17 protein-coding genes are annotated in these 20766 nt (G+C 74.2%); 10 read left to right on the top strand and 7 right to left on the bottom strand.

Features of this window, described 5'->3' with window-relative positions; translation table 11 throughout:
* From GA0070562_RS16675 to GA0070562_RS16665, 3 genes are all read left to right on the top strand, one after another.
* Nucleotides 1–1380, top strand: coding sequence for an FAD-dependent oxidoreductase (locus GA0070562_RS16675; protein ID WP_091423285.1), 1380 nt, complete (start codon nt 1–3; stop codon nt 1378–1380).
* A 77-nt stretch (nt 1381–1457) separates the two neighbouring features.
* A complete protein-coding gene (locus tag GA0070562_RS16670) occupies nt 1458–2879 on the top strand; it encodes a WGR domain-containing protein (RefSeq protein WP_091422443.1) in 1422 nt (473 codons plus the stop codon).
* 57 nt (nt 2880–2936) lie between these two features.
* A complete protein-coding gene (locus tag GA0070562_RS16665) occupies nt 2937–3809 on the top strand; it encodes an aminoglycoside phosphotransferase family protein (protein WP_091422439.1) in 873 nt (290 codons plus the stop codon).
* A 1-nt stretch (nt 3810) separates the two neighbouring features.
* On the opposite strand, the gene GA0070562_RS16660 is transcribed toward GA0070562_RS16665, so the two are convergent.
* Nucleotides 3811–4620: an Fpg/Nei family DNA glycosylase gene (locus GA0070562_RS16660; protein WP_091423280.1), complete on the bottom strand. Its 810-nt coding sequence runs from the start codon at nt 4618–4620 to the stop codon at nt 3811–3813.
* 268 nt (nt 4621–4888) lie between these two features.
* Here GA0070562_RS16660 and GA0070562_RS16655 point away from each other — a divergent pair, with 268 nt between their 5' ends.
* The 5 genes from GA0070562_RS16655 to rocD all read left to right on the top strand — a co-directional run bounded on the left by GA0070562_RS16655 (nt 4889) and on the right by rocD (nt 10467).
* Nucleotides 4889–5638, top strand: a complete 750-nt coding sequence (locus GA0070562_RS16655; protein WP_091422435.1) for a cellulose binding domain-containing protein — start codon at nt 4889–4891, stop codon at nt 5636–5638.
* Nucleotides 5639–5643: 5 nt separating this feature from the next.
* On the top strand, nt 5644–7110 hold the full coding sequence (locus GA0070562_RS16650; RefSeq protein WP_091423278.1) for an RICIN domain-containing protein: 1467 nt from the start codon (nt 5644–5646) through the stop codon (nt 7108–7110).
* A 135-nt stretch (nt 7111–7245) separates the two neighbouring features.
* Nucleotides 7246–8148 (top strand): DMT family transporter, encoded by a 903-nt coding sequence (locus tag GA0070562_RS16645; RefSeq protein ID WP_091422431.1) that lies wholly within the window; start codon nt 7246–7248, stop codon nt 8146–8148.
* Nucleotides 8149–8437: 289 nt separating this feature from the next.
* On the top strand, nt 8438–9253 hold the full coding sequence (ddaH, locus tag GA0070562_RS16640; RefSeq protein ID WP_175438788.1) for a dimethylargininase: 816 nt from the start codon (nt 8438–8440) through the stop codon (nt 9251–9253).
* Nucleotides 9253–10467: an ornithine--oxo-acid transaminase gene (gene rocD / locus GA0070562_RS16635; protein ID WP_175438787.1), complete on the top strand. Its 1215-nt coding sequence runs from the start codon at nt 9253–9255 to the stop codon at nt 10465–10467. Before ddaH ends, rocD begins: the two co-directional genes overlap by 1 nt.
* Before the next feature lie 79 nt (nt 10468–10546).
* Here the strand turns inward: rocD and GA0070562_RS16630 are convergent, their stop codons facing one another.
* Nucleotides 10547–11695 carry an FHA domain-containing protein gene (locus tag GA0070562_RS16630; RefSeq protein ID WP_091423270.1) on the bottom strand — a complete coding sequence of 383 codons (1149 nt, stop codon included), beginning with the start codon at nt 11693–11695 and terminating at the stop codon, nt 10547–10549.
* 227 nt (nt 11696–11922) lie between these two features.
* On the opposite strand from GA0070562_RS16630, the gene GA0070562_RS16625 reads away from it, so the two are divergent.
* Nucleotides 11923–12687: a hypothetical protein gene (locus GA0070562_RS16625; protein ID WP_091422425.1), complete on the top strand. Its 765-nt coding sequence runs from the start codon at nt 11923–11925 to the stop codon at nt 12685–12687.
* 51 nt (nt 12688–12738) lie between these two features.
* On the opposite strand, the gene GA0070562_RS16620 is transcribed toward GA0070562_RS16625, so the two are convergent.
* Nucleotides 12739–13791, bottom strand: a complete 1053-nt coding sequence (locus tag GA0070562_RS16620; RefSeq protein WP_091422422.1) for a fatty acid desaturase family protein — start codon at nt 13789–13791, stop codon at nt 12739–12741.
* 284 nt (nt 13792–14075) lie between these two features.
* Here GA0070562_RS16620 and GA0070562_RS16615 point away from each other — a divergent pair, with 284 nt between their 5' ends.
* Entirely contained in the window at nt 14076–14855 is a 780-nt protein-coding gene (locus tag GA0070562_RS16615) for an SDR family NAD(P)-dependent oxidoreductase (protein WP_013475298.1), read from the top strand.
* 129 nt (nt 14856–14984) lie between these two features.
* On the opposite strand, the gene GA0070562_RS16610 is transcribed toward GA0070562_RS16615, so the two are convergent.
* Genes GA0070562_RS16610 through GA0070562_RS16595 form a run of 4 tightly spaced genes read right to left on the bottom strand, consistent with a single transcriptional unit; the run spans nt 14985 to nt 20677 of the window.
* Complete coding sequence (locus GA0070562_RS16610) at nt 14985–18395, bottom strand: SCO7613 C-terminal domain-containing membrane protein (protein WP_091422419.1); 3411 nt, start codon at nt 18393–18395, stop codon at nt 14985–14987.
* Between the two features lie 47 nt (nt 18396–18442).
* A complete protein-coding gene (cutA, locus tag GA0070562_RS16605; protein WP_091422416.1) occupies nt 18443–18763 on the bottom strand; it encodes a divalent-cation tolerance protein CutA in 321 nt (106 codons plus the stop codon).
* 57 nt (nt 18764–18820) lie between these two features.
* Nucleotides 18821–19843 (bottom strand): 1-acyl-sn-glycerol-3-phosphate acyltransferase, encoded by a 1023-nt coding sequence (locus GA0070562_RS16600; protein WP_091422413.1) that lies wholly within the window; start codon nt 19841–19843, stop codon nt 18821–18823.
* Complete coding sequence (locus tag GA0070562_RS16595; protein WP_091422409.1) at nt 19844–20677, bottom strand: patatin-like phospholipase family protein; 834 nt, start codon at nt 20675–20677, stop codon at nt 19844–19846.
* Nucleotides 20678–20766: the final 89 nt, after the last annotated feature.

Raw genomic sequence — 20766 nt, 5'->3', positions numbered from 1 at the left:
GTGGCCGAGCGCATGATCGTCATCGGCGGCGACGCCGCCGGCATGTCGGCGGCGTCGCAGGCGCGGCGCCGCCGCGACCGGTCCGAGCTGGAGATCGTCGCGTTCGAGCGTGGGCACTTCACCTCCTACTCGGCCTGCGGTATCCCCTACTGGGTCAGCGGCGTGGTGCAGGAGCGGGACGAGTTGATCGCCCGCGATCCGAAGACCTTCCGCGACGAGTTCGGCATCGAGGTCCGCACCCGGCACGAGGTCACCGCCATCGACCTGGACCGCCGCGAGGTGGTCGCGCGGGACCTGGACGGCGGTGGCGAGGTCCGCGCCGGTTTCGACACCCTGGTGTACGCCACCGGCGCGTCCCCGGTGCAGCCGGACTGGGCGCGCGACGACGTGTCGGGCGTGTTCGGCGTGCAGACGCTGGACGACGGGGCGGCCCTGATCGACTGGCTCGAACGCGAGCCCCGGCCCCGGCACGCGGTGGTGGTCGGCGGCGGCTACGTCGGCGTCGAGATGGCCGAGGCGCTCGTGCAGCGCGGGCTGACGGTCCAGCTGGTGGAGCAGGCCGACCAGCCGATGTCCACTGTGGATCCGGACATGGGCGAGCTGGTGGCCGAGGCGATGCGGGCCACCGGGATCGGCGTCCGCACCGGCCTCGAGGTCACCGGCCTCCAGGAGCGCGACGGCCGGATCTCCGCGGTGGTCACCGACGAGGGGCCGATCCCGGCCGACGTCGTGGTGCTGGGCCTCGGGGTACGCCCCAACACCGCGCTCGCCGAGGCCGCCGGCCTGTCGATCGGTCCCTCCGGCGCGGTCCGTACCGACCGCCGGATGCGGGTGCCGGGCGTGTCCGGCGTCTGGGCGGCGGGCGACTGCGTGGAGTCCCTGCACCGGGTCAGCGGCATGCCTGTGCACATTCCGCTCGGCACGCACGCCAACAAGCAGGGCCGGGTCGCGGGCATCAACATCGGCGGCGGGCACGCCACCTTCCCCGGCGTCATCGGCACCGCCGTCACCAAGGTCTGCGAGCTGGAGGTGGGCCGTACCGGGCTGCGCGAGCGGGACGCGCGGGAGGCCGGCTTCGAGTTCGTCACCGTGCTGGCCCAGTCGACGAACCGGGCCGGCTACTACCCGGGCTCGCGGCCGATGACCGTCAAGCTGATCGCCGAGCGGCCCAGCGGGCGGCTGCTCGGGGCGCAGATCGTCGGTTGGTCCGAGGCGGCCAAGCGGATCGACGCGCTGGCCGTGGCGCTGTGGAACGGCATGACGGTGGACGAGATGACAGCGCTCGACCTGGGCTACGCGCCGCCGTACGCCCCGGTCTGGGATCCGATGCTGATCGCGGCCCGCAAGGCCGTCGACGCGCTCGCCGCCGGCGGCAGATGAGAAGTGTCGGTGGCCGGCGTTAGCGTGTGCGCGCCCTCGCGTTGCCGGTCCGGCACTTCCCCTCGGAGGTAACCCCCATGTCGCAGGAGACGACCTACCTCGAACTGTCCGAAGTGGACGGTGGAGCACACAAGTTCTACGAGGTGGTGGTCGACGACACCGCGATGACAGTGCGCTACGGGCGGATCGGCGACCAGGGCCAGGTGAAGACGAGCACCTACCCGGACAACACCCGCGCCCGCGCCGCCGCCGCGAAGAAGATCGGCGAGAAGGTCCGCAAGGGGTACGCCCCCGCGGTGCCCGGCGTACGCCAGAAGCGGACGGTGTCGCGCCGCCAGATCGTCAGCACCCGCTCGACCGCCCGCACCGCCCCGGTCCTGTGGCGGTACGCCTCGGGCGCACCCGCCTTCGGCATCTTCGTCGACGACAGGCACTGCATGGTCGGCAACGAGCACGGCGTGATCACCACGCTCGACCACCACGCCCGGCTGGTCAACCAGGTCCGGCTCCCCGACGGGGTGAAGTGCATCGTCGCCGACGACGCCTGGGTCTACGCCGGTTGCGACGACGGCAACGTCTACGACCTGTCCGGCAAGGTGCCGCGCGCTGCGTACGCGATCGCGCCCGAGATCGACATCTACTGGCTGGACATCCACGACGGCGTGCTGGGCGTGTCCGACCGCGACGGCGGCATCTCGGCGATCGACCACGAGGACGAGTTCCTCTGGCGCCGGCCGGGGCGGGGCCGGTCGGCGTGGATGGTGCGTTGCGACGCCGACGCGCTCTACCACGGCCACTCGCAGGGGGTCACCGGCTACGACTGGCGCACCGGGCGCGAGCTGTGGCACACCGGCACCGGCGCGGTGCTGTTCGGCTGGCAGGAGCGGGACGCCGTCTTCGCCGGCACGGGCACCCGCGAGGTGGTGCGCCTGCGCAAGGACGGCCGGGCCGAGCAGGTCTACCGCTGCGACTCGGCGGTCTTCTCCTGCGCCACCGCCGAGGGCGGCCGGTACGTGTTCGCCGGCGACAGCGCCTCCTCGATCTACTGCTTCGACCAGGCCGGCAACCGGCTGTGGAAGCTCGGCACCGGCTGCGGCTCGGCGTACTCGATGCAGTACCACGACAACCGGCTCTACGTGGTCACCACGAGCGGCTACCTGGCCTGCATCGACGCGAGCGAGACGGCGATCCGGGCGGCCGAGGCGGGCAGCGTGCCCGACGTCGTCGACGTCAAGGCGCCGGCCCGGATGCCCGAGACGGCCGCCTGGACCTCGGTCGAGGTGACCACCGACGATCGCGACGGCGTGCTGGTGCAGTGCGTCGAGCAGGGCGGCCGGCTGCGCGTCCACGTCCTCGCCGACGGCTACCGGCGCGACTGGTCGGTGCAGTTCCCCAAGGGCATCCGCGAGCCGGGCGCGCGCTACCTGGTCACCGAGGTCCGCGAGTCCGGCCGGGGCGGCTTCTACCGTGCGTACGGGGACATCCGCCGGCTGCGCTGACGAGACACCGGCCGGGCCGGGCCTGCGGATCGTCGTCGCACCGGTCAGGATGTCCCGATGCGGTGCGACATTCCCGAAGGGCTGCGCTGGGTCGAGCGGACCGAGGCCGGCCGGGCGTGGCTCGCGGAGCTGCCCGGCCGGCTGGCCCACTGCGTCGCGCGGTGGGAGCTGACACCGGGTCCACCGTTCGCGTACGCGTTCGCCTCGCTGGCGCTGCCCGCGACGCTTCCGGACGGCACCCGTGCGGTGCTGAAGCTCCAGTACCCGGACGACGACAGCGTCCACGAGGCCACCGCGCTGGCGCACTGGGACGGGCGGGGCGCGATCCGGCTGCTCGCCCACGACGCCGACCGGCGCGCACTGCTGGTCGAGCGGTGCGACCCGGGCACGCCGCTGCACTCCCTGACGGCCGACGCGGCGCTCGACGTCGCGATCGGCCTGCTACCGGGGCTCGCGGTGCCGGCCGGTGCGCCGTTCACGCCGCTGGCCGAGGAGGCGGCCGGCTGGGCGGAGCGGATGCCTGGTAACTGGCGACGGGCCGGCCGCCCGTACGAGCGGCGCCTGCTCGACGCCGCGCTCGGGCTACTCACCGACCTGGCGCCGAGCCAGGGCGAGCAGGTGCTCGTGAACCAGGACCTGCACGCCGGCAACATCCTGGCCGCCGGGCGCGAGCCGTGGCTGGTGATCGACCCGAAGCCGCTGGTCGGCGAGCGGGAGTTCGCGGTGGTGCCGCTCGTGCGCGGCGCGGAGCTGGGCCACTCCCCGGCGGCGGTGCGGCACCGGCTCGACCGGCTCAGCACCGAGCTGGGCCTGGACCGGGAACGGGTACGCGGCTGGGCGATCGGGCAGACGGTGGCCTGGAGCATCGGCGGCGACCAGGTCTTCCCCGGCAACGTCGAGGCGGCCCGCTGGCTGCTCCACGAGATGTGACTCAGCCCGCCTGGCAGGTCGGGCACCAGTAGAGGTTGCGCCCCGCGAGCACGCCCCGGCCGACCGCCGTGCCGCAGACGTGGCAGGGCGCGCCGGGGCGGCGGTAGACGTACACCTCGCCGCCGTGCCGGTCCACGCGCGGCGCGCGGCCGGTCACCTCCGGCAGGTCGGCGTCGCGCACGGTGTCGATCCGGCCCCGCTCGACCGCGCGGGTCATCAGCGTCACCAGGTCCGCCCAGAGTTCGGCCCAGCCGGCCGGCGTCAGCTCCCGCCCCGGCAGCAGCGGTGGCAGGCCGGCCCGGAACAGCGCCTCGGTCACGAAGATCAGGCCGGTGCCGGCCACCACCGACTGGTCGAGCAGCAGCGCGGCCAGCGGGGTGGGGCTGCGGCGGATCCGCGCGTACGCCCGGTCCGGGTCGGCGTCGGCGCGCAGCGGGTCCGGCCCGAGCCGGTCCCGCAGCGCCCCCACCTCGGGCGGGGTCAGCAGCTCGCAGGCGGTCGGGCCGCGCAGTTCCAGCCAGTGCCGGTCGCTGTGCAGCCGCAGCCGCACCTGCCCGACCGGGGCCGGCGGCTCCCCCGGCCCGTCGGCGAACTTGCCGTACAGGCCGAGGTGTACGTGCAACGTCAGCTCGCCCGCGTAGTGGTGCAGCAGGTGCTTGCCGTACGCCTCGGTGCCGCCCAGGACGGTGCCGCTCAGGCGGGCCGCGCCCTCGGCGAAGCGCCCCTGCGGGCTGTCGGCGTGCACCTTGTCGCCCGCGAACAGCTCGGCGTGCCGGGCGGCGAGGCGGTGGATGGAGTGTCCCTCTGGCACGACCGCCAAGCGTAGTCAGCAGAGCGCGCCACCGGCGACTGCGGGCCGTGGGACGACGTTGAATCGATGTTCGTCGACTGAAAGACTGGCGGCCGTAGTGCTCGGGAGCCAGCGCGAGCCGCTCGATCTCGCCGGAGGGACAAGCGCGGGGTGATGCGCCACCCCGGTGCCGGGCAGTCCTCTCCGGCACTCCGCCGTGCCGCCGCGGCGGCGACATCGCGGTCCACCACCACTCCGGCGCCGACCGCCCCCAGCTCGGGAGAGACAGATGCTCCGTACGCTCGGCGCGGCACTGGCCGCCGCCCTCGCCCTGACCGGCCTGGCCGCCTCGGCCGGCGCCGACCGGTCGCCCGCCACCACGGCGATGACGCCCGCCACCACGGCGACGCCCACCCCGACGCCCACGTTCGCGTGCCCCCCGGCGCTGCCGGTCACCGGCCAGGTGACGGGCGCCACCACCACCAGCGTCACCATCACCTACTGGATGGTGCTCAGCCCGCCCTGCGGCTACGACCCGCCGCTCCTCGTCAGCCTCTTCACCAGCCGCGAGGACGCCACCGGGTGGCGCGACCCGGTGGCCGAGGCCGTCACCGGGCCGGAACGATCCGGGACGGTGACCATCGGCGGCCTGACCCCGGGCACCGAGTACTGGTTCCGGTTCGGCGACACCAAGGGCACGCGGGATCCGTACGTGATCGGCGGACCGGCACGCACGCTGTCGCTCTGCTCCGCGACGGCCACGATCGACAGCAGGTGGGGCGGCGGCTTCGTCGCCACCGTGACAGTGCGCAACGACGGCACCGAGCCGGTCCCGGGCTGGCTCGTCTCGTGGCGGTGGTCCGGTGACGAGCGCATCCAGTCGGTCTGGGGCGGCGTGGCCGAGGGTGCCGGCCAGGACGTCGCGGTCCGCAACGCCTCCTGGAACGGGTCGCTGGCGCCGGGCGCTTCGACGACGTTCGGCCTGCTCGTGGCGGCAAGCGCGACGCCCGCCGCCATCACGCCGGTCTGCGGGCGGTGACCGGCATGCGATGGACGGCGCGGCACGACCGGACGCCAGGAGGTGGCCGCCTCCTGGCGGCGGCGCTGGCGCTCGCGGTGGCTCTGGCGGCACCCGTGGTGGGACCGGCAGCGGGCGCGCTCGCGGCGCCGGTGACGGTCACCAACGGCACCCAGTTCACCGACACCAACGGCGCCGTGGTGCACGCCCACGGCGGCGGCGTGCTCAAGGTCGGCGACTACTACTACTGGTTCGGCGAGAACCGCAACCCGGACAACACGTTCCGGGCGGTGTCGGTCTACCGCTCCACTGATCTGCGCACCTGGGAGTTCCGCAACAACGTGCTCACCCAGTCGTCGGCCGCCGAGCTGCGGGTCGCCAACATCGAGCGGCCGAAGGTCGTCTACAACGCCGGCACCGGCCGGTTCGTGATGTGGATGCACAAGGAGAACGGGTCGGACTACAACGAGGCGCGGGCCGCCGTCGCCTCGTCGGCCACTGTGGACGGCGACTACACCTACCACGGCAGCTTCCGCCCGCTCGGACAGCACATGTCCCGCGACATCACGCTCTACAACGACAACGGCACCGCGTACATGATCTCGGCCGCCGACGACAACTACGACCTGCACATCTACCGGCTCACCTCGGACTACCTGAACGTCGCCGCTCTGGTGGGCAACTTCTGGGACGGTGCGCACCGCGAGGCGCCGGCGATGTTCAAGCGGGGCGGCACCTACTTCCTGCTGACCTCGGGGGCCACGGGCTGGAGCCCGAACCAGGCCCGGTACGCCACCGCGCCGAGCATCTCGGGACCGTGGAGCGGCTGGACCGACGTGGGCAACGGCACCACGTTCAACTCCCAGCCCGCCTTCGTGCTGCCGGTCCAGGGCACGTCCGGCACCAGCTACCTCTACCTGGGTGACCGGTGGGCGGGCGCCTGGGGCGGCCCGGCCAACGACTCCCAGTACGTGTGGCTGCCGATCAGCTTCCCGACCGCCACCAGCATGAGCCTGACCTGGTACCCGTCCGTCACCGTCGACACGGCGGCGGGCACGGTCACCGGCAACTCGCCCGCGTACTACCGCGTCACCGCCCGGCACAGCGGCCGGGTGCTCGACGTGATCAACGGCTCCACGGCGAACAACGCCGAGGTCAAGCAGTGGGGGTGGAACGGCGGCGGAAACCAGAGGTGGGAGTTCCAGGACGCCGGCGGCGGCTGGTTCCGCCTCGTCAACGCCGCGAGCGGCAAGTGCCTCGACGTCGCGAACGCGTCCACCGCCGACGGCGCCAACATCATCCAGTACACCTGCGGCAGCGGCGCCAACCAGCAGTGGCAGTGGGCCGCGCTCGGCGACTGGTTCCAGCTGCGGGCCCGGCACAGCGGGAAGTGCCTGGACGTGGTGAACGCCGGCACCGGCGACGGCGCGGACGTCCAGCAGTACACCTGCGGTGCGGGCACCAACCAGCAGTGGTCACGCACCGTGTCCTGACCGGCGGCGATCTCCGCACGCTCCGATGCCGACCGCCGGAGCGTGCGGAGCGGGCCACGGGTGTCGATTTCGGCACACCTGGGTACTTCCTGCATGTCATGCGCGGCCTCCGCGCCTGGATCAGGAGGTGCCATCGTGAAGATCTTGTCCCGCCGGAACTCTTCGGCGACCAGTACCGATACCAACGGCGACGGCGTGGTCGACGAGCGCGACCGGACCGCCGAGCAGCCGGCCGACCGCCCCGTGGTCACCGACCGCGACGAGGAGCGGACCACGTACCGCAGCGCGGCTGCCGCGACCGACGACGAGCGCGCCCGGGACGCGGCGGCCGGCCGGGACGCGCGCGACCTCGACGCGACCACGACCACCGACGGCCGGAGGACGGCCGCGGCGACCGACGCCCCGAACACGGCGGCCGACGACGAGCGGGACGCGGAGGCGCGGCGACGGGCGGCGGACCGGGCTGCGGCGGCGCGTGCGGTCACCGGCGGCCGGGCCGACACCGACACGCGGACCGCTCCGGTGACCGACGCCCGGACGGTCGGCGCGACGCCCGCCGCCGAGCGCACCGCCGACCTGGACCGCGACGGCCGTCCGGACCACACCGACCTGGACCGGGACGGCCGTACCGACCTCGACCGGGACGGCCGGCCCGACGGTACGGACGCCGACCGCGACGGCCGGGTGGACCGGCCGGAGCCGTACACCACCAAGCGTCCCCGGGCCAGCCTGCTCGCCACGCTCGGCCTGATCGTCTCCGTGGTCGGGGCGCTGTTCGTGCTCTCCGGCACGCTCGCCGGGTACGGCATCGGCGTCGGTGCGGTCGGTGCCGTGCTGGCGGTGCTGGGCCTGATCGCCACCCGTCGTCGGCACGTGGCGGGCAAGACCGACGCGCTGATCGGCGTCACGGTCGGCCTGGCCGCCGTGGTGCTCGGCATCGTGGCGATGACCGGCCAGTTCGACTGGCCGACCACCGACGGCGACTGGGTGGGCCGCTTCCGCGAGTGGCTCGACTCACAGTTTGGCAACTGGTTCTGACGGGCACTGTCCCGATCGCCGACGCAGGGCGTCGGCAGCCTGATCAGCTCCGGTGGTTCACCGGCCGGGCAACACCTCTTTCGGGGGCGGCGGTTCGCCGCCCCCGAAGTGTGTCCGGCGTCGACGCAATGATCGCTCGCAGCTGACCGATTCAACGCAACGATTCGCTGCTCAACGCAACTTCTCGCGGTGGATGTCGTCTACCCGGGCCGCATAACGTTGGACCACGGCGCCAGCCCGTGGGCCGACCGTGGCCGGGCGCGCCCGACACTGGGAGCACGACATGACGATGGACGCCATCCGCCAGCGCTTTTTGATGTGCCGGCCGACGTACTTCGCCGTCGACTACGCGATCAACCCGTGGATGGACCCCACCGCCCCGGTCGACGCCGACCTGGCGATCCGGCAGTGGGAGCAGCTTCGGCGCACGTACCTGGACCTGGGCCACGAGGTCGACCTGATCGAGCCGGTCGCCGGCCTGCCGGACATGGTCTTCGCCGCGAACGGCGGCACCGTGATCGACGGCAGGGCCATGGCGGTGCAGTTCCGCGACCCGCAGCGCGCCGACGAGGCGCCCGCGTACCGGGCCTGGTTCGAGGGCGCCGGCTTCGAGATGTACGACCCGAAGCACGTGAACGAGGGCGAGGGCGACGTCCTGCTGGCCGGCGACCACCTGCTCGCCGGCACCGGGTTCCGCACCGCGCACGCGTCGCACGCGCAGCTCCAGGAGATCTTCGGCTACCCGGTGATCACCATGCAGCTGGTGGACCCCCGCTTCTACCACCTGGACACCGCGCTGACGGTGCTCGACGAGCGCACCGTGGCGTACCTGCCGGAGGCGTTCTCCCCCGGCAGCCGGGCGGTGCTGCGCCGGCTGTTCCCGGACGCGATCCACGCCACCATGGCCGACGCCGAGGTGCTGGGCCTGAACGCGGTGAGCGACGGGCGGCACGTGGTGCTGCCCGCGCAGGCCACCGACCTGGCCGCGAAGCTGCGCGACCGGGGCTACGAGACCATCGGGATCGACCTGTCCGAGCTGCGCAAGGCCGGCGGCGGACCGAAGTGCTGCACGTTGCGACTCCGTCAGGGAAAGGCGAGCAAGTGATCATCGACGACATGCTGCGGACTCCGTCCGCGGTCCGGGACGCGGAGCGTCACACGGCGCACAACTACCACCCGCTGCCCGTGGTGATCTCGTCGGCCGAGGGCGCCTGGCTGACCGACGTGGACGGCCGCCGCTACCTGGACTGCCTGGCGGGATACTCGGCGCTGAACTTCGGCCACCGGCACCCGAAGCTGATCGAGGCCGCGCACGCGCAGCTCGACCGGCTCACGCTGACCAGCCGCGCGTTCGTCCACGACCAGTTCGCCGACTTCTGCCGCGAGCTGGCCGCGCTCTGCGGCAAGGACCTGGTGCTGCCGATGAACACCGGCGCCGAGGCGGTGGAGACCGGCATCAAGGTCGCCCGCAAGTGGGGTTACCAGGTCAAGGGCGTCACGCCGGGCCAGGCCAACATCGTGGTGGCGGAGGGCAACTTCCACGGCCGTACGACCACCATCGTCAGCTTCTCCACCGACGAGGACGCGCGCGCCGACTTCGGGCCGTACACCCCGGGTTTCACTGTGGTCCCCTACGGCGACCTGGCCGCGCTGACCGAGGCGATCGACGAGAACACGGTGGCCGTGCTGCTGGAACCGATCCAGGGTGAGCAGGGCGTCGTGGTGCCGCCGGAGGGCTACCTGCCGGGTGTGCGCCGCGTCTGCACCGAGCGCAACGTGCTTTTCGTCGCCGACGAGATCCAGTCGGGCCTGGGGCGTACCGGCGCGACGTTCGCGTGCGAGCACGAGGGCGTCGAGCCGGACATGTACCTGCTGGGCAAGGCGCTCGGCGGCGGCATCGTGCCGGTGTCGGCGGTGGCCGCGAACCGCGACGTGCTGGGTGTGCTCCAGCCGGGCCAGCACGGCTCGACGTTCGGCGGCAACCCGCTGGCCTGCGCGGTCGCGACCGAGGTGGTCCGGCTGCTCGCCACCGGCGAGTTCCAGCGCCGCTCGGCCGAGCTGGGCGAGCGGCTGCACGCCGGGCTGCGCGGCCTGATCGGCAAGGGCCTGGTGGCGGTACGCGGTCGCGGACTGTGGGCCGGGCTGGACATCGACCCGGCGCTGATGACCGGCCGGCAGGCGTGCGAGCTGCTGATGGAGCGGGGTGTGCTGGCGAAGGACACCCACGGCTCGACCATCCGGCTCGCCCCGCCGCTGGTGATCACCGAAGAGGAGATCGACCACGCGGTGGCGCAGCTCGCCGCCGTCCTGGCCGGCTGAGGCCGTACGCGACGAGGCTCACTCCGTACGCGAGAAGGCGCCGGGACCGCGACGGTCCCGGCGCCTTCGCACGTGCCCGTCACTGACGCGGCAGCCGCATCGCCATGGTCGGCGCCTCGGCCATCACCGAGTTCGGGGTGTACTTCGCGTCGCTGCTCATGTCGTCGGCGCGGCCCACCTGCACGCCCGGGTACAGCTCGATCAGGTCGCCCTCGGCGAGCACCCGGGACTGCTGCGGCGCCAGCGCGAGCCGCTCGTGCTCCGCCATCGAGCCACCGGGGCGTACGCCGGAGCCGTTGGTGCTGGTGTCGGTGACCACCACCTCGCCCACCCGCAACTCCAGCCGGATGTGGCTGCGGCTGATCCAGCGCCGGGCCTCGTCGTTGAGCCACTGGCCGAGCGTCACCCCGCCCGGCCCGTCCGGTGCCCGGCCGACCGCCACCGGCTCGGTCTCGGTGAGCGCGAACCTCTTGCGGACCAGACCGCCGATGCGCACGGCGAGCACAGCGGTACGCGGGCGCGGGCCGGCGTCGGAGAGCCGCGCGCCGTGCCGGGGGCAGGTCGGCGCGCCGGTACGCAGGGTGGGCGGCGGCTGCTCGGCCGGCACCCGGTCCACGGCGGCCAGGTCGGCGAAGGCGCCACCGCCCCCGCCGCCGCCGAACAGCGCGCAGCCCGGCTCGGGGCACCGCCACTTCCGGGAGAGCACCTTGACCCCGGCCGGCGATCGGCTGCCGGTGGCCGGGTCCTGGCCGCCGCCGACGTGCGCGATGAAGACCGGCCCGCCGGCGCCGGGCACCGGGGCGAGCACCCGGCCCGCCTGCCCGATCCACGGGTACCGCCCGACGAGCCCGTCCAGCCGCGCCCGGGTGAGCACCGGCAGGCCGAGCAGGTCGGCCACCTCCAGCATCCGGTCACCGGGCTGGTCGAGCACCTCCACCAGGCCGTCGTCGGCCCACCGGCGCACCACCATCCGCTCGTTGGAGGTCAGGTCGGCGTCGGACAGCAGCGCCCGGTGCACGATCGCGTAGACCGGGACGCTGTCCTCGCCGATCTGCCGGGACAGCGCGTCGATCACCATGCCGAGCCGCAGCAGGCTGGCCGGACGGCCGCCGTCCAGGTTCTGCCAGCGGATGACCTCGGCCAGGTCGACCACTGCCCGGGCCAGCGACGGGTCGGTGCAGACCCGACCCTCGATGGCGTCGAGCACCTTGCTGATCTCGAATCTCATGCCGCAGCTCCGCACGATGTCGTCCCGTGACGCGGCCGGGGCCGGTCGGCCCGCCGCGCCGCGCGCCACCACCGTGACGCGCCCTCCACCAAGCGACGACCCTACCGGCCACCCCCGCCGGCAGCCTCGCGGCGCACTCCCGAAAAGGGGCGCACGCCACCCGGCGGGCGCCGTTACATTGATCGTCCGGCCCCGGTGGGGGCCCTTTTTGCGGAGGAACATCACTGATGACGAAACGACGGCTGGCGACCACGGGGGTCGCGCTCGTCGCGGTGCTCGGCCTCGGTCTGACCGGGTGCGGCGACCGGACCGGAGCGGACGCGCCAGCCGAACGGGCCGCCGCGCCGGGCTCCGCGAGCCCGGCGACGACGCCGCGTGACGAACTGACCGCCGCCATCGAAAAGCTCAACGAGCAGACGCTGCGGGTCAAGCTGGACTCGGCCATGCTCAGCGCGCACGGTGTGACCGATCCGCGGGCCCGCACCATGCAGACCACCCTGACGATGGCCGCGTTCGGTGAGGTGCGCATGCTGGTCATCGGCGCCGACACCTGGGTCAAGTTCGACGGCGAGCTGGGCGAGCAGTTCGGCGGTTCCCGGAAGTGGCTGCGCATGGACACCGGCAACGGCGTGATGCCGGTGGACGACCCGGGCGGGGTGAAGAAGCTGCTCGCGGCAGTGGTCGACGTCCGCCGCTCAGGTGACCGCTCGTACGCCGGGACGCTCGACTACACGCGCAGCGGCGCCAACGGGAAGGCCCTCGCGGCGGCGGGCGACAAGGCGAAGGCCCTGCCGTTCACCGCGACGGTGGACGAACAGGGGCGCCTCAGCACTTTCACGATGGACATGACGCCCATCGACGCGTCGCTCGGCCAGATGTCGGTCACCTACTCCGAGTTCGGCACGCCGGTGCGGTTGAGCCCGCCCGCGGCCGGTGCGGCGGAGGAGGCGCCGGCGGAGATCGCCGCGGCCTTCTCGGGCACCCGGTCCTGACCTGACGCCGGGCGGAGGCGCCCCCACTCGCCCCCGCCCGGCTCGTGCCGCTCAGGCCGTGCGCAGCGGCCGGCCCACGTCGTGCAGGTGCGCCAGCGCCTGCCGGTACGACTCGAACAGCCCGGTCTCGGCGTACGGGACGCCCTGCTCGGCGCAGTACGCCATGACCAGCGGCCGGGCGCGGCGCAGGTTGCCGCGCGGCATGTTCGGGAACAGGTGGTGCTCGATCTGGTAGTTGAGCCCGCCCAGCGCCAGGTCGACGAACCGGCCGCCGCGGACGTTGCGCGAGGTCAGCACCTGCTTGCGCAGGTAGTCCAGCTCGTCGTCGGCGGTGGGCATCGGCATGCCCTTGTGGTTCGGGGCGAACGAGCAGCCCATGTAGAGCCCCCAGAGTCCCTGGTGCACGGCGACGAACAGCAGCGCCTTGGCCGGGGACATGACCGCGAACAGCAGACCGAGGTAACCGGCGGCGTGCGCGGCGAGCAGCAGCGCCTCCACGGCCCGGTGCCGCATCGGCACCCGCCACCGGCCGTCCGGCTCCCGGCCGACCAGCGCCTGCACGCTCGCCACGTGCAGCGCCAGCCCTTCCAGCAGGAGCAGCGGGAAGAACAGCCACGCCTGGCGCCGGGCCATCCACCGGCTCAGGCCGCGCGTCGCCGTCGCCTGCTCGTACGTCCAGACCAGCGCGCCCGCGCCGACGTCCGGGTCCTCGTCGGTGTGGTTCGGGTTGGCGTGGTGCCGGTTGTGCTTGTCCACCCACCAGCCGTAGCTGAGCCCGACCGCCAGGTTGCCGGCGACCAGTCCGGCCGCCTCGCTCGGCCCGCGCCGACGGAACATCTGCCGGTGCCCGGCGTCGTGGCCGAGGAACGCCACCTGCGTGGTCGCCACCGCCATCACCACCGCCAGCGGCACCTGCCACCACGAGTCACCGACGAGCGCCACCACTACCCAGCCGGCCACGAACGCGCCGAGCGTGAGCGCGATCCGCAGCGCGTACCGGCCGGGCCGCCGCTCGAGCAGTCCCGCCTCGGCGATCCGGCGGGACAACCGCGCGTAGTCGCTGCCCCGCCGTGCCGCGGGTTCCGTCGACGTGGAAGAAGTCATGTCGCCCCCGATGCCGCGAGCCACGCTCTCGTACGCGACTCTCCGTCACCAATTCTGGCGACAGTCGTCGCCCTAGGTAATCCCGCAGGCCCCCGGCTGCGGGGTGGTGCTGTCCCTACCTCTCCAGGCCGGAGCGACGCAAACATCCTCATCACACCGCAGCGGACGCTCGCGCCAGTGGGCGCACCCCATCTGACCAGCTAATATGTACGTAAAGATGAGGGTCATTCATCCGAACGGACAGGGTGTCGGCCACACGGTATCGACAGACGGGAGACAGCGCGATGCGTGGATTGACGGACAAGGTGGTGTTGGTGACGGGTGGCGGCTTCAGCCCGGACCAGGTCGGCTCCGGACTCGGCATGTCCATGTGCGTCGAGCTGGCCGCCGAGGGCGCGAAGGTCGTCGTGTCCGACCTCTCCCTGGAGCGCGCCGAGGCGACCGTCACGCGCGTCAAGGAAGCCGGCGGCGACGCGGTCGCGGTGGCGGCCGACGTCACCGACGAGGACTCGGTACGCGCCATGGTGAGTGCCGCCCTCGACGCGTACGGCCGCATCGACGTGCTGGTGAACAACGCGGGCGTGTTCGGCGCGTACGTGCCGCTGCTGGAGATCGAGAACAGCCAGTGGGACCGCGTCATGGAGGTCGACCTGAAGGGCGTCTTCCTCGCGACCAAGGCCACGCTGCCGCACATGCTGGAGCGCGGCAAGGGTGTCGTGATCAACGTGTCGTCGGCGTCCGGCGTGGTCGCCAGCGAGGTCGGCGCGGAGTACACCACCGCCAAGCACGGCGTCATCGGGCTCACCAAGCAGATCGCCTACGACTACGGCCACCAGGGCATCCGCGCGGTCGGCATCGGCCCCGGCGTGATCAAGACCGCCGCCTTCGAGGGCGCGGAGATCACCAGCGACTTCCCGTTCTACGACCTGACCATGCAGGCGCCCGCCGGCCGGTACGGCGAGCCGCACGAGATCGCCCGCGCGGTCTGCTTCCTCGCCAGCGACGACGCGTCCTTCATCCACGGCCACACCATCCCGGTCGACGGTGGTTCGCCGATCAGGTGAGGCGCACCGGTTCATCCGGGCCGGGAATCCAACAACCTTCGATTCCCTGCGGGCAATAATTGCCGTCGATCAATTTTGGCGCGGCGAAGCCCTCTCACCACTGTGGGTGAGAGGGCTTCGCCGCGTGGGTCAGCCGAGCCGGGCGACGGCGTCGCGCAGCCGGACCAGGTCGCGCCGGCGCCGCTCGTAGGTGGCGGCCAGCCCGATCAGCAGCAGCCCGCCGAGGGCCAGGAAGATCCAGCGGGGCAGCAGGTCCCAGCCTCGGCCCAGCTCGTGCAGCGCCAGTGGCACCAGCGTGGCCGCGCCCAGCACCACCGGCGCCTGCCAGCGCCGGGCCGACCCGGCGAACACCACTGCCACTGCCGCCGCGCCGAGCGCCAGCCGCCGCCACGGCTGCGGCTCACCGAGGACCAGCACCGACACGAGGCTCGGCAGCAACGCCGCGCCGAGCCCGGGGCCGAGCGCCAGCCAGCTGGTCAGCCCGGGCCGGCGCCGCAGCGCCAGCACCCCGGCGCCCAGGGCGAGCGCCGCCGCCGGCAGCGTGTACGCCTCCAGCACGACCACCCCGCGCGCTGCGAGCACCAGCCAGCCGCCGATCAGCTCGCTGCCCGCCGCGACCGCGGCCAGCACCCGGCGCCCGTCCGGCGACTCGCCCCGGCGCAGCACCCGGACCGCGACGGCCACGCCCCACAGCACGCAGACCGCCGCCGCGTGCCGCAACGAGCCGCCCGCGAGCAGCAGCGCGAGCAGCGCCACGGCCTGCGCCGCAGCCTCCAGCGCCCACGCGCCGGCCCGCCCTGCGCCGACGCCGCCCGGGCCGCCCGATCGGACCACGCGCAGCAGTGGCGCCGCGTGCAGCGTCACGGCCGCGACGGCGAGGACCGCGAAGGCTCCGGTACGCAGCGGCTGCCCGGCCGTGAGCGACGCGACGACAGCGAACGCGGTGGCCGCCGCGACGGCGCCCAGCCACCCCACGATCCGGACCACCGCCGGCCGTCCGGCCACCCCGGTCACCGCACCGGCCACCACCAGCACACCGAGCGCGGCGAGCGTCCCGGCGCGGGTGGCGAGCAGGCCGCCGAACCCGGGAACGGCCAGCACCACGCCCAGCGGCACGAGCACCGCCCGGTGCGCACCGGTGAGCGCGGCGGCCAGCAGCGCGGCCAGCCCGATCCCGAACGCCGTCGCCGGCACCACCGGCCAGGGCGCGCCGGCCGCCTCCGCCAGCACGGGCAGCGCCACCGCGCCGAACGGCGACGCGGCGAGCCACCACGCGACGCGGCGATCCGTCGCGGCGTACGCCCCGGCGGCGGCACCCAGGAGCAGCAGCACCAGCCCGGCGCGGGCGGTCCCGGCAGACGCCGTCGCGGCGGCGGGCACCCCGGACCCGGGCCGCACCGGCAGGTTCGCGAGCACCAGCAGCACGGTCCGCGCGCCGGCCAGCAGAGCCAGCCCGGCAAGCGCGGCACCCACCGCACGCGGGGCGACCGCCGGCCGGGAGCCGCCCCCGGCGGCGAGCGCCAGCAGGACCCCCGCCGCGGCGTACGGCGCCACCGGTTCCCCGCCCGGCGCGACGAGCGGCACGAGGCCGACCCCGGCGAGCGCCACGGCGAGCCCCGTCGAGGCGTACCCGCTCAGATCGGTCCACAGGCGACGGACCCCGAGCACGACGACGACCGGCACCACGACGGCGGCGGTGGCGCCCCGCAGTTGCCACCAGAGTGGCGCGCCCAGGCCGAGCAGCGCGACGGCCACCGCCGCCGGTACGGCGACCAGCGCCACCGCGAGGGCGACACCGCCCACAACCGGCTGCGCGTCCAGCCCGCGCCGGCCCAGCCCGGCCGCCGTCACGCCGAGCAGCGTCGTCACGGCGAGCACCGCCACCGCCCCGGCGGGCGCGGCGAAGCCGACCAGCAGCGCGTGCCCGAGCAGCACCGCACCGGCCGAGGCGGCGACCGGGACGGCCACCCGGCCCGGGCGCGGCCGGGCCACCGCCGCCAGCAGCAGCGCGGTGGCCGTCGCGAGGTCCACGACCAGCACCAGCGGCCACGGCGTCGCCGTCACGGCCGGCGCGGCGAGGGCAACCAGCCCGGCGGCGGCCACGCCGACGATCGGCCGGACGGCCCGGGGCGTCAGCAGCGCGACCGCCCCGGCGGTCAGCAGCAGGGCCACCGGAAGCTGCCAGCCCCAGGACGGGACCGGCACGTCCCGACCGCCCTGCCAGGCCGGGAAGCCGGCACTCGCGGTGGCCGCGCCGACCAGGCCGGTGAGCACGACCGCGACCTGGCCCAGCGCGGCGGCCACCGCGAGCGCGCCCACGAGCGGGCCGGTCCGGACCGACGCCGGCAGCACCCGGGCCGCACCGGCGAGCGCCGCCACCACCAGGCCGGCGGCGAGCAGCAGCAGACCGGCACGCAGCTCGCCGACCGGCCGGACCAGCGCGACCGCGAGCACCGGCACCAGCAGCCCGGTGGTCGTCGCGCGACAGAGGCGGCCACCGGCGGCGAGCGCGCCGGCGACCAGGGCCAGCGCCACCACCAGCAGCGGGCCGCCGGCCAGCAGCGGGGTACCCGCCGCGCGGCCGAGCGCCAGCGGCACCAGCGCGCAGCCGGCCGCCAGGACCAGCGCCACGCCGTGCCCGGTCCAGCCCAGCACCCGCCCGGCCACCAGCGCCGCGCGCGTGCCGGAGGTACGGCGGCGCAACGCGACCACCACCGCGAGATCGCCGAGCGCCACGGCGGTCAGCACCAGCGCCCAGCCGGCAGCAGTCGGCCGGAACGCCGCAGCGGCCAGCGGCAGCACCGGCTGCGCGAGCAGCCACGCCGCGAACCAGGGTGCGGTGAGGCGGCTGACCAGGGCGTACCCGGCCGCAACCGCCGCACCGATCGCCGTCACCAGCGCCGCGTACCGGCTGCCGGGCAGGCCGGTCACCCCGAACAGGTCCACCGACCAGGCGGCGTACCCGTCGAGGACCACCAGGAGCAGCGCCACCGAGGCGAGCGTCTCGGCGGTGCCGCGCAGCCCGCGAGCCCGGGCGACGAGCGGCGCGACCAGGGCGAGCGCGGTGACGGCGAGCAGGATCAGCGCCCGGCCGGCCACCCCGAACGTGGCCCACGCGACGGCGGTGAACACCACGGCGGCGGTGCCGAGCAGCAGTCCACCGAGGACGAACAGCAGGCCCTGGACCGCACGGGTGGAGGTTTCCGCGCCGCCGGGGCGTACCGCGGGGGTGGGTGGAACCGGCCGCGGCGGCGTCGGCGCCGGGAGCGGCGCGGGACCGGCGGCGCGCGGCGCGGGAATCTCCTGCCGGATCCGGGCGGCCACCGCCGCCCGCCGCTGCCGGGCCGTGACCAGCCGGCCGGACAGATCCTGGTACGCGAGCCGGGCCGCCTCGACGCGCGGCGTCAGCTCGGTGATCTCCCGGTCCAGCCGGACCACCTCGGCGGCGGGCGGGTAGGGCGGACGGCCGCAGGCGCGGCATCCGGCGACGAGGTCGGCCGGGGCGCCGCAACCGGGGCAGGGGTAGCCGGTGTTCTCCACCTCGCCAGCTTCGTCAACGGCGGGGCGGACGGACAGAGTAGGAGTACCTAGGGTCGGGTCTGCTCGTGTACCCAGGCGGTGTAGCCGGGATTGCCGCTGTCCTCCCGGCTGACCAGGATCTCCGGCACCTCGTACGGGTGGTTGGCGCGGAGCTGGTGGACCAGGGCGTCCACCCGGTCGGGCGCGGTCTTGAACCGCACCTGCCACTCGGCGGTGGTCTGGATCGCCGACTGCCACCAGTAGGTGCTGTCCACCGGGCCGCCGACCTGGGCGCAGGCCGCCAGCCGGCCGGCGACGGCCGCGGCCGCCAGCACGTCCGCGACCCCGCGGGCGTCCACCACAGTCGTCACCACGCAGATCTGCTCCACCAGCGCACCCTACGCGGCCTACCTGCCAGCGTGCTGAACACGCGGCGGCGATTCCGCTCAGGCGTCGGCCGCGCCGTTGCGGTTGGCGGCGATCCAGGTGTCGATGCGGGCCCACCAGTCGAACAGCCAGTCGATGCGCGCCTGCTCGCCGGCCGGGATCTCCTCCGGCGGCACCGACCAGAACCGCATCACGATCCGCTTGTCCATCGGCAACTCGCGCCACACGTCCGCGACGGTGAGCATCTGGTCCAGGCCGGTGTGCGCCACGAAGATCACCCCGGCGTCCGGCGCGGCGTCGAGCGCGGCGAGCAGCCCGCCCGGCTGCGGGGCGAGCACGTGCCGCATCCGCTCGGCCCGCCGCGCCATCCGTTCCAGCCCGAGCGACCGCAGGCGGTCGATCGCGCGCAGCCGCCGCGACGGGGTGAAGTTGCCGCCCTCCGGGAAGATCACGAACGCGTCGTCGTCGTCCAGGCCGGTGGCCAGGTGCCCGATCTGCCGCACCACCGACTCCCGCCCGTCCGGCCCGGCCGCGATGAACCGGTTGGGCAACCGGTTGAGCAGCACGTCGATGGCCGGATCCCACTGGAGCGTCTCCTTGAGCACGATCCGGGGTTCCCGCTTGAACCAGTTCACCAGCGCGTGGATCAGGATGAACGAGTCGCCGGGCCCGGCGTGCCGGCAGACCACCAGTTCGGGGCGGCCCGGCAGGGCGGTGTCCGGGTCGGTGCCGACCACGTCGATGCTCAGCCGCAGCGTCCACCGGGCCTGCCAGAACATCATCCGCAGGAACCAGCCGGCCAGGACGTAGTGGGCCCGCTGGAAGGCCGGCGCGCGCTTGTACGCGCCGAAGCCCGAGGCGAGCCAGAGCAGGAAGAGGGCGAGCAGCGCGGCGGCGTCCCAGACCAGGTAGACGGTGCCGATCCAGAGCAGCCGCAGCGGGCGCAGCCGTCCCGGCACCAGCGGGGACGCGGCGAGCGCCAGCAGTGCCCAGCCGGGCAGCGTGGTCACCACGAAGAAGGCCAGCAGCACCACTCCAGGTGCGAGCACCAGCCGGCGTAGCCAGCGGGGTGGCAGCGGCATTCAGCGCTCCAGCGCGGTGTCCAGGTATCGGCGGGAGGCAGTGTACGCCCGGCTGATCCGCCGGCCCACCGCTGCCGTGTCCCGGTACGCCCACGGGCTGTCGTCGCGCGGCTCCAGCCCGCCGGTGGGCAGCACGTGCACCTCGACGTCCTCGGGCAGTGCCGCCATCTCCCGCGCGAACCGGTGCCGGCGGGCGATCTCGAACGCCACCTGGGCGATCTCCCAGGGACGGCGCGGCGGGCTCAGCTCGCGTTCTATCCGGCCCACCTGGAGCACGAAGATCTGCTTGGCGCCGAGCAGTACCGCCTCGCCGACCGGGATCGAGTTGACCACCCCGCCGTCGATGTAGTGCTGGCCGTCGATCTGGGTCGGGGGCAGCAGCCCGGGCACCGAGGCGGACGCGAGCACCGCCGGCACCAGCGGTCCGGTGTGGAACCAGTGCTCGGCGGCGCGCTCGATGTTCGCGGCGCAGCAGCGGAACGGCACGGCCAGGTCGGCGAAGGTGGTCTCCTCGCCCAGCGTGCTCTCCAGCAGGCGGTACAGGGGCCGGGGCGAGTGCAGGTGGGTACGGGCGGCGAACCGGCGCAACTGCCGGGCTACCGAGTCGCCGTACACCTCGCTGGCCTCGGGCGACGCCCAGAGCCGGACCAGCCGGTCGGTGACCGCCTCGGTCGGGTCGGCGGCGACCAGGGCGCCGTTGACCGCGCCGATCGACGTGCCCAGCACCAGGTCGGGTTTGATCCGGGCGCGGAACAGGGCACGCAGCATGCCCACCTCGACCGCGCCGAGCACTCCCCCGCCGCCGAGCACGAACGCCACCGGACCCGCTGCCATGCGTTCATCCTGGCACGCGGCCCACAACCGGCCGGTCGGGCCGTCCCCGCTGGTCCCGGCCGTCACCGCGAGCCATGGCTGATGCGCGC

Source organism: Micromonospora tulbaghiae (assembly GCF_900091605.1).
Lineage (GTDB): Bacteria > Actinomycetota > Actinomycetes > Mycobacteriales > Micromonosporaceae > Micromonospora > Micromonospora tulbaghiae.
Note: the sequence above shows the minus strand (reverse complement) of the source record. Positions and strands in the feature narration are given on the sequence as shown.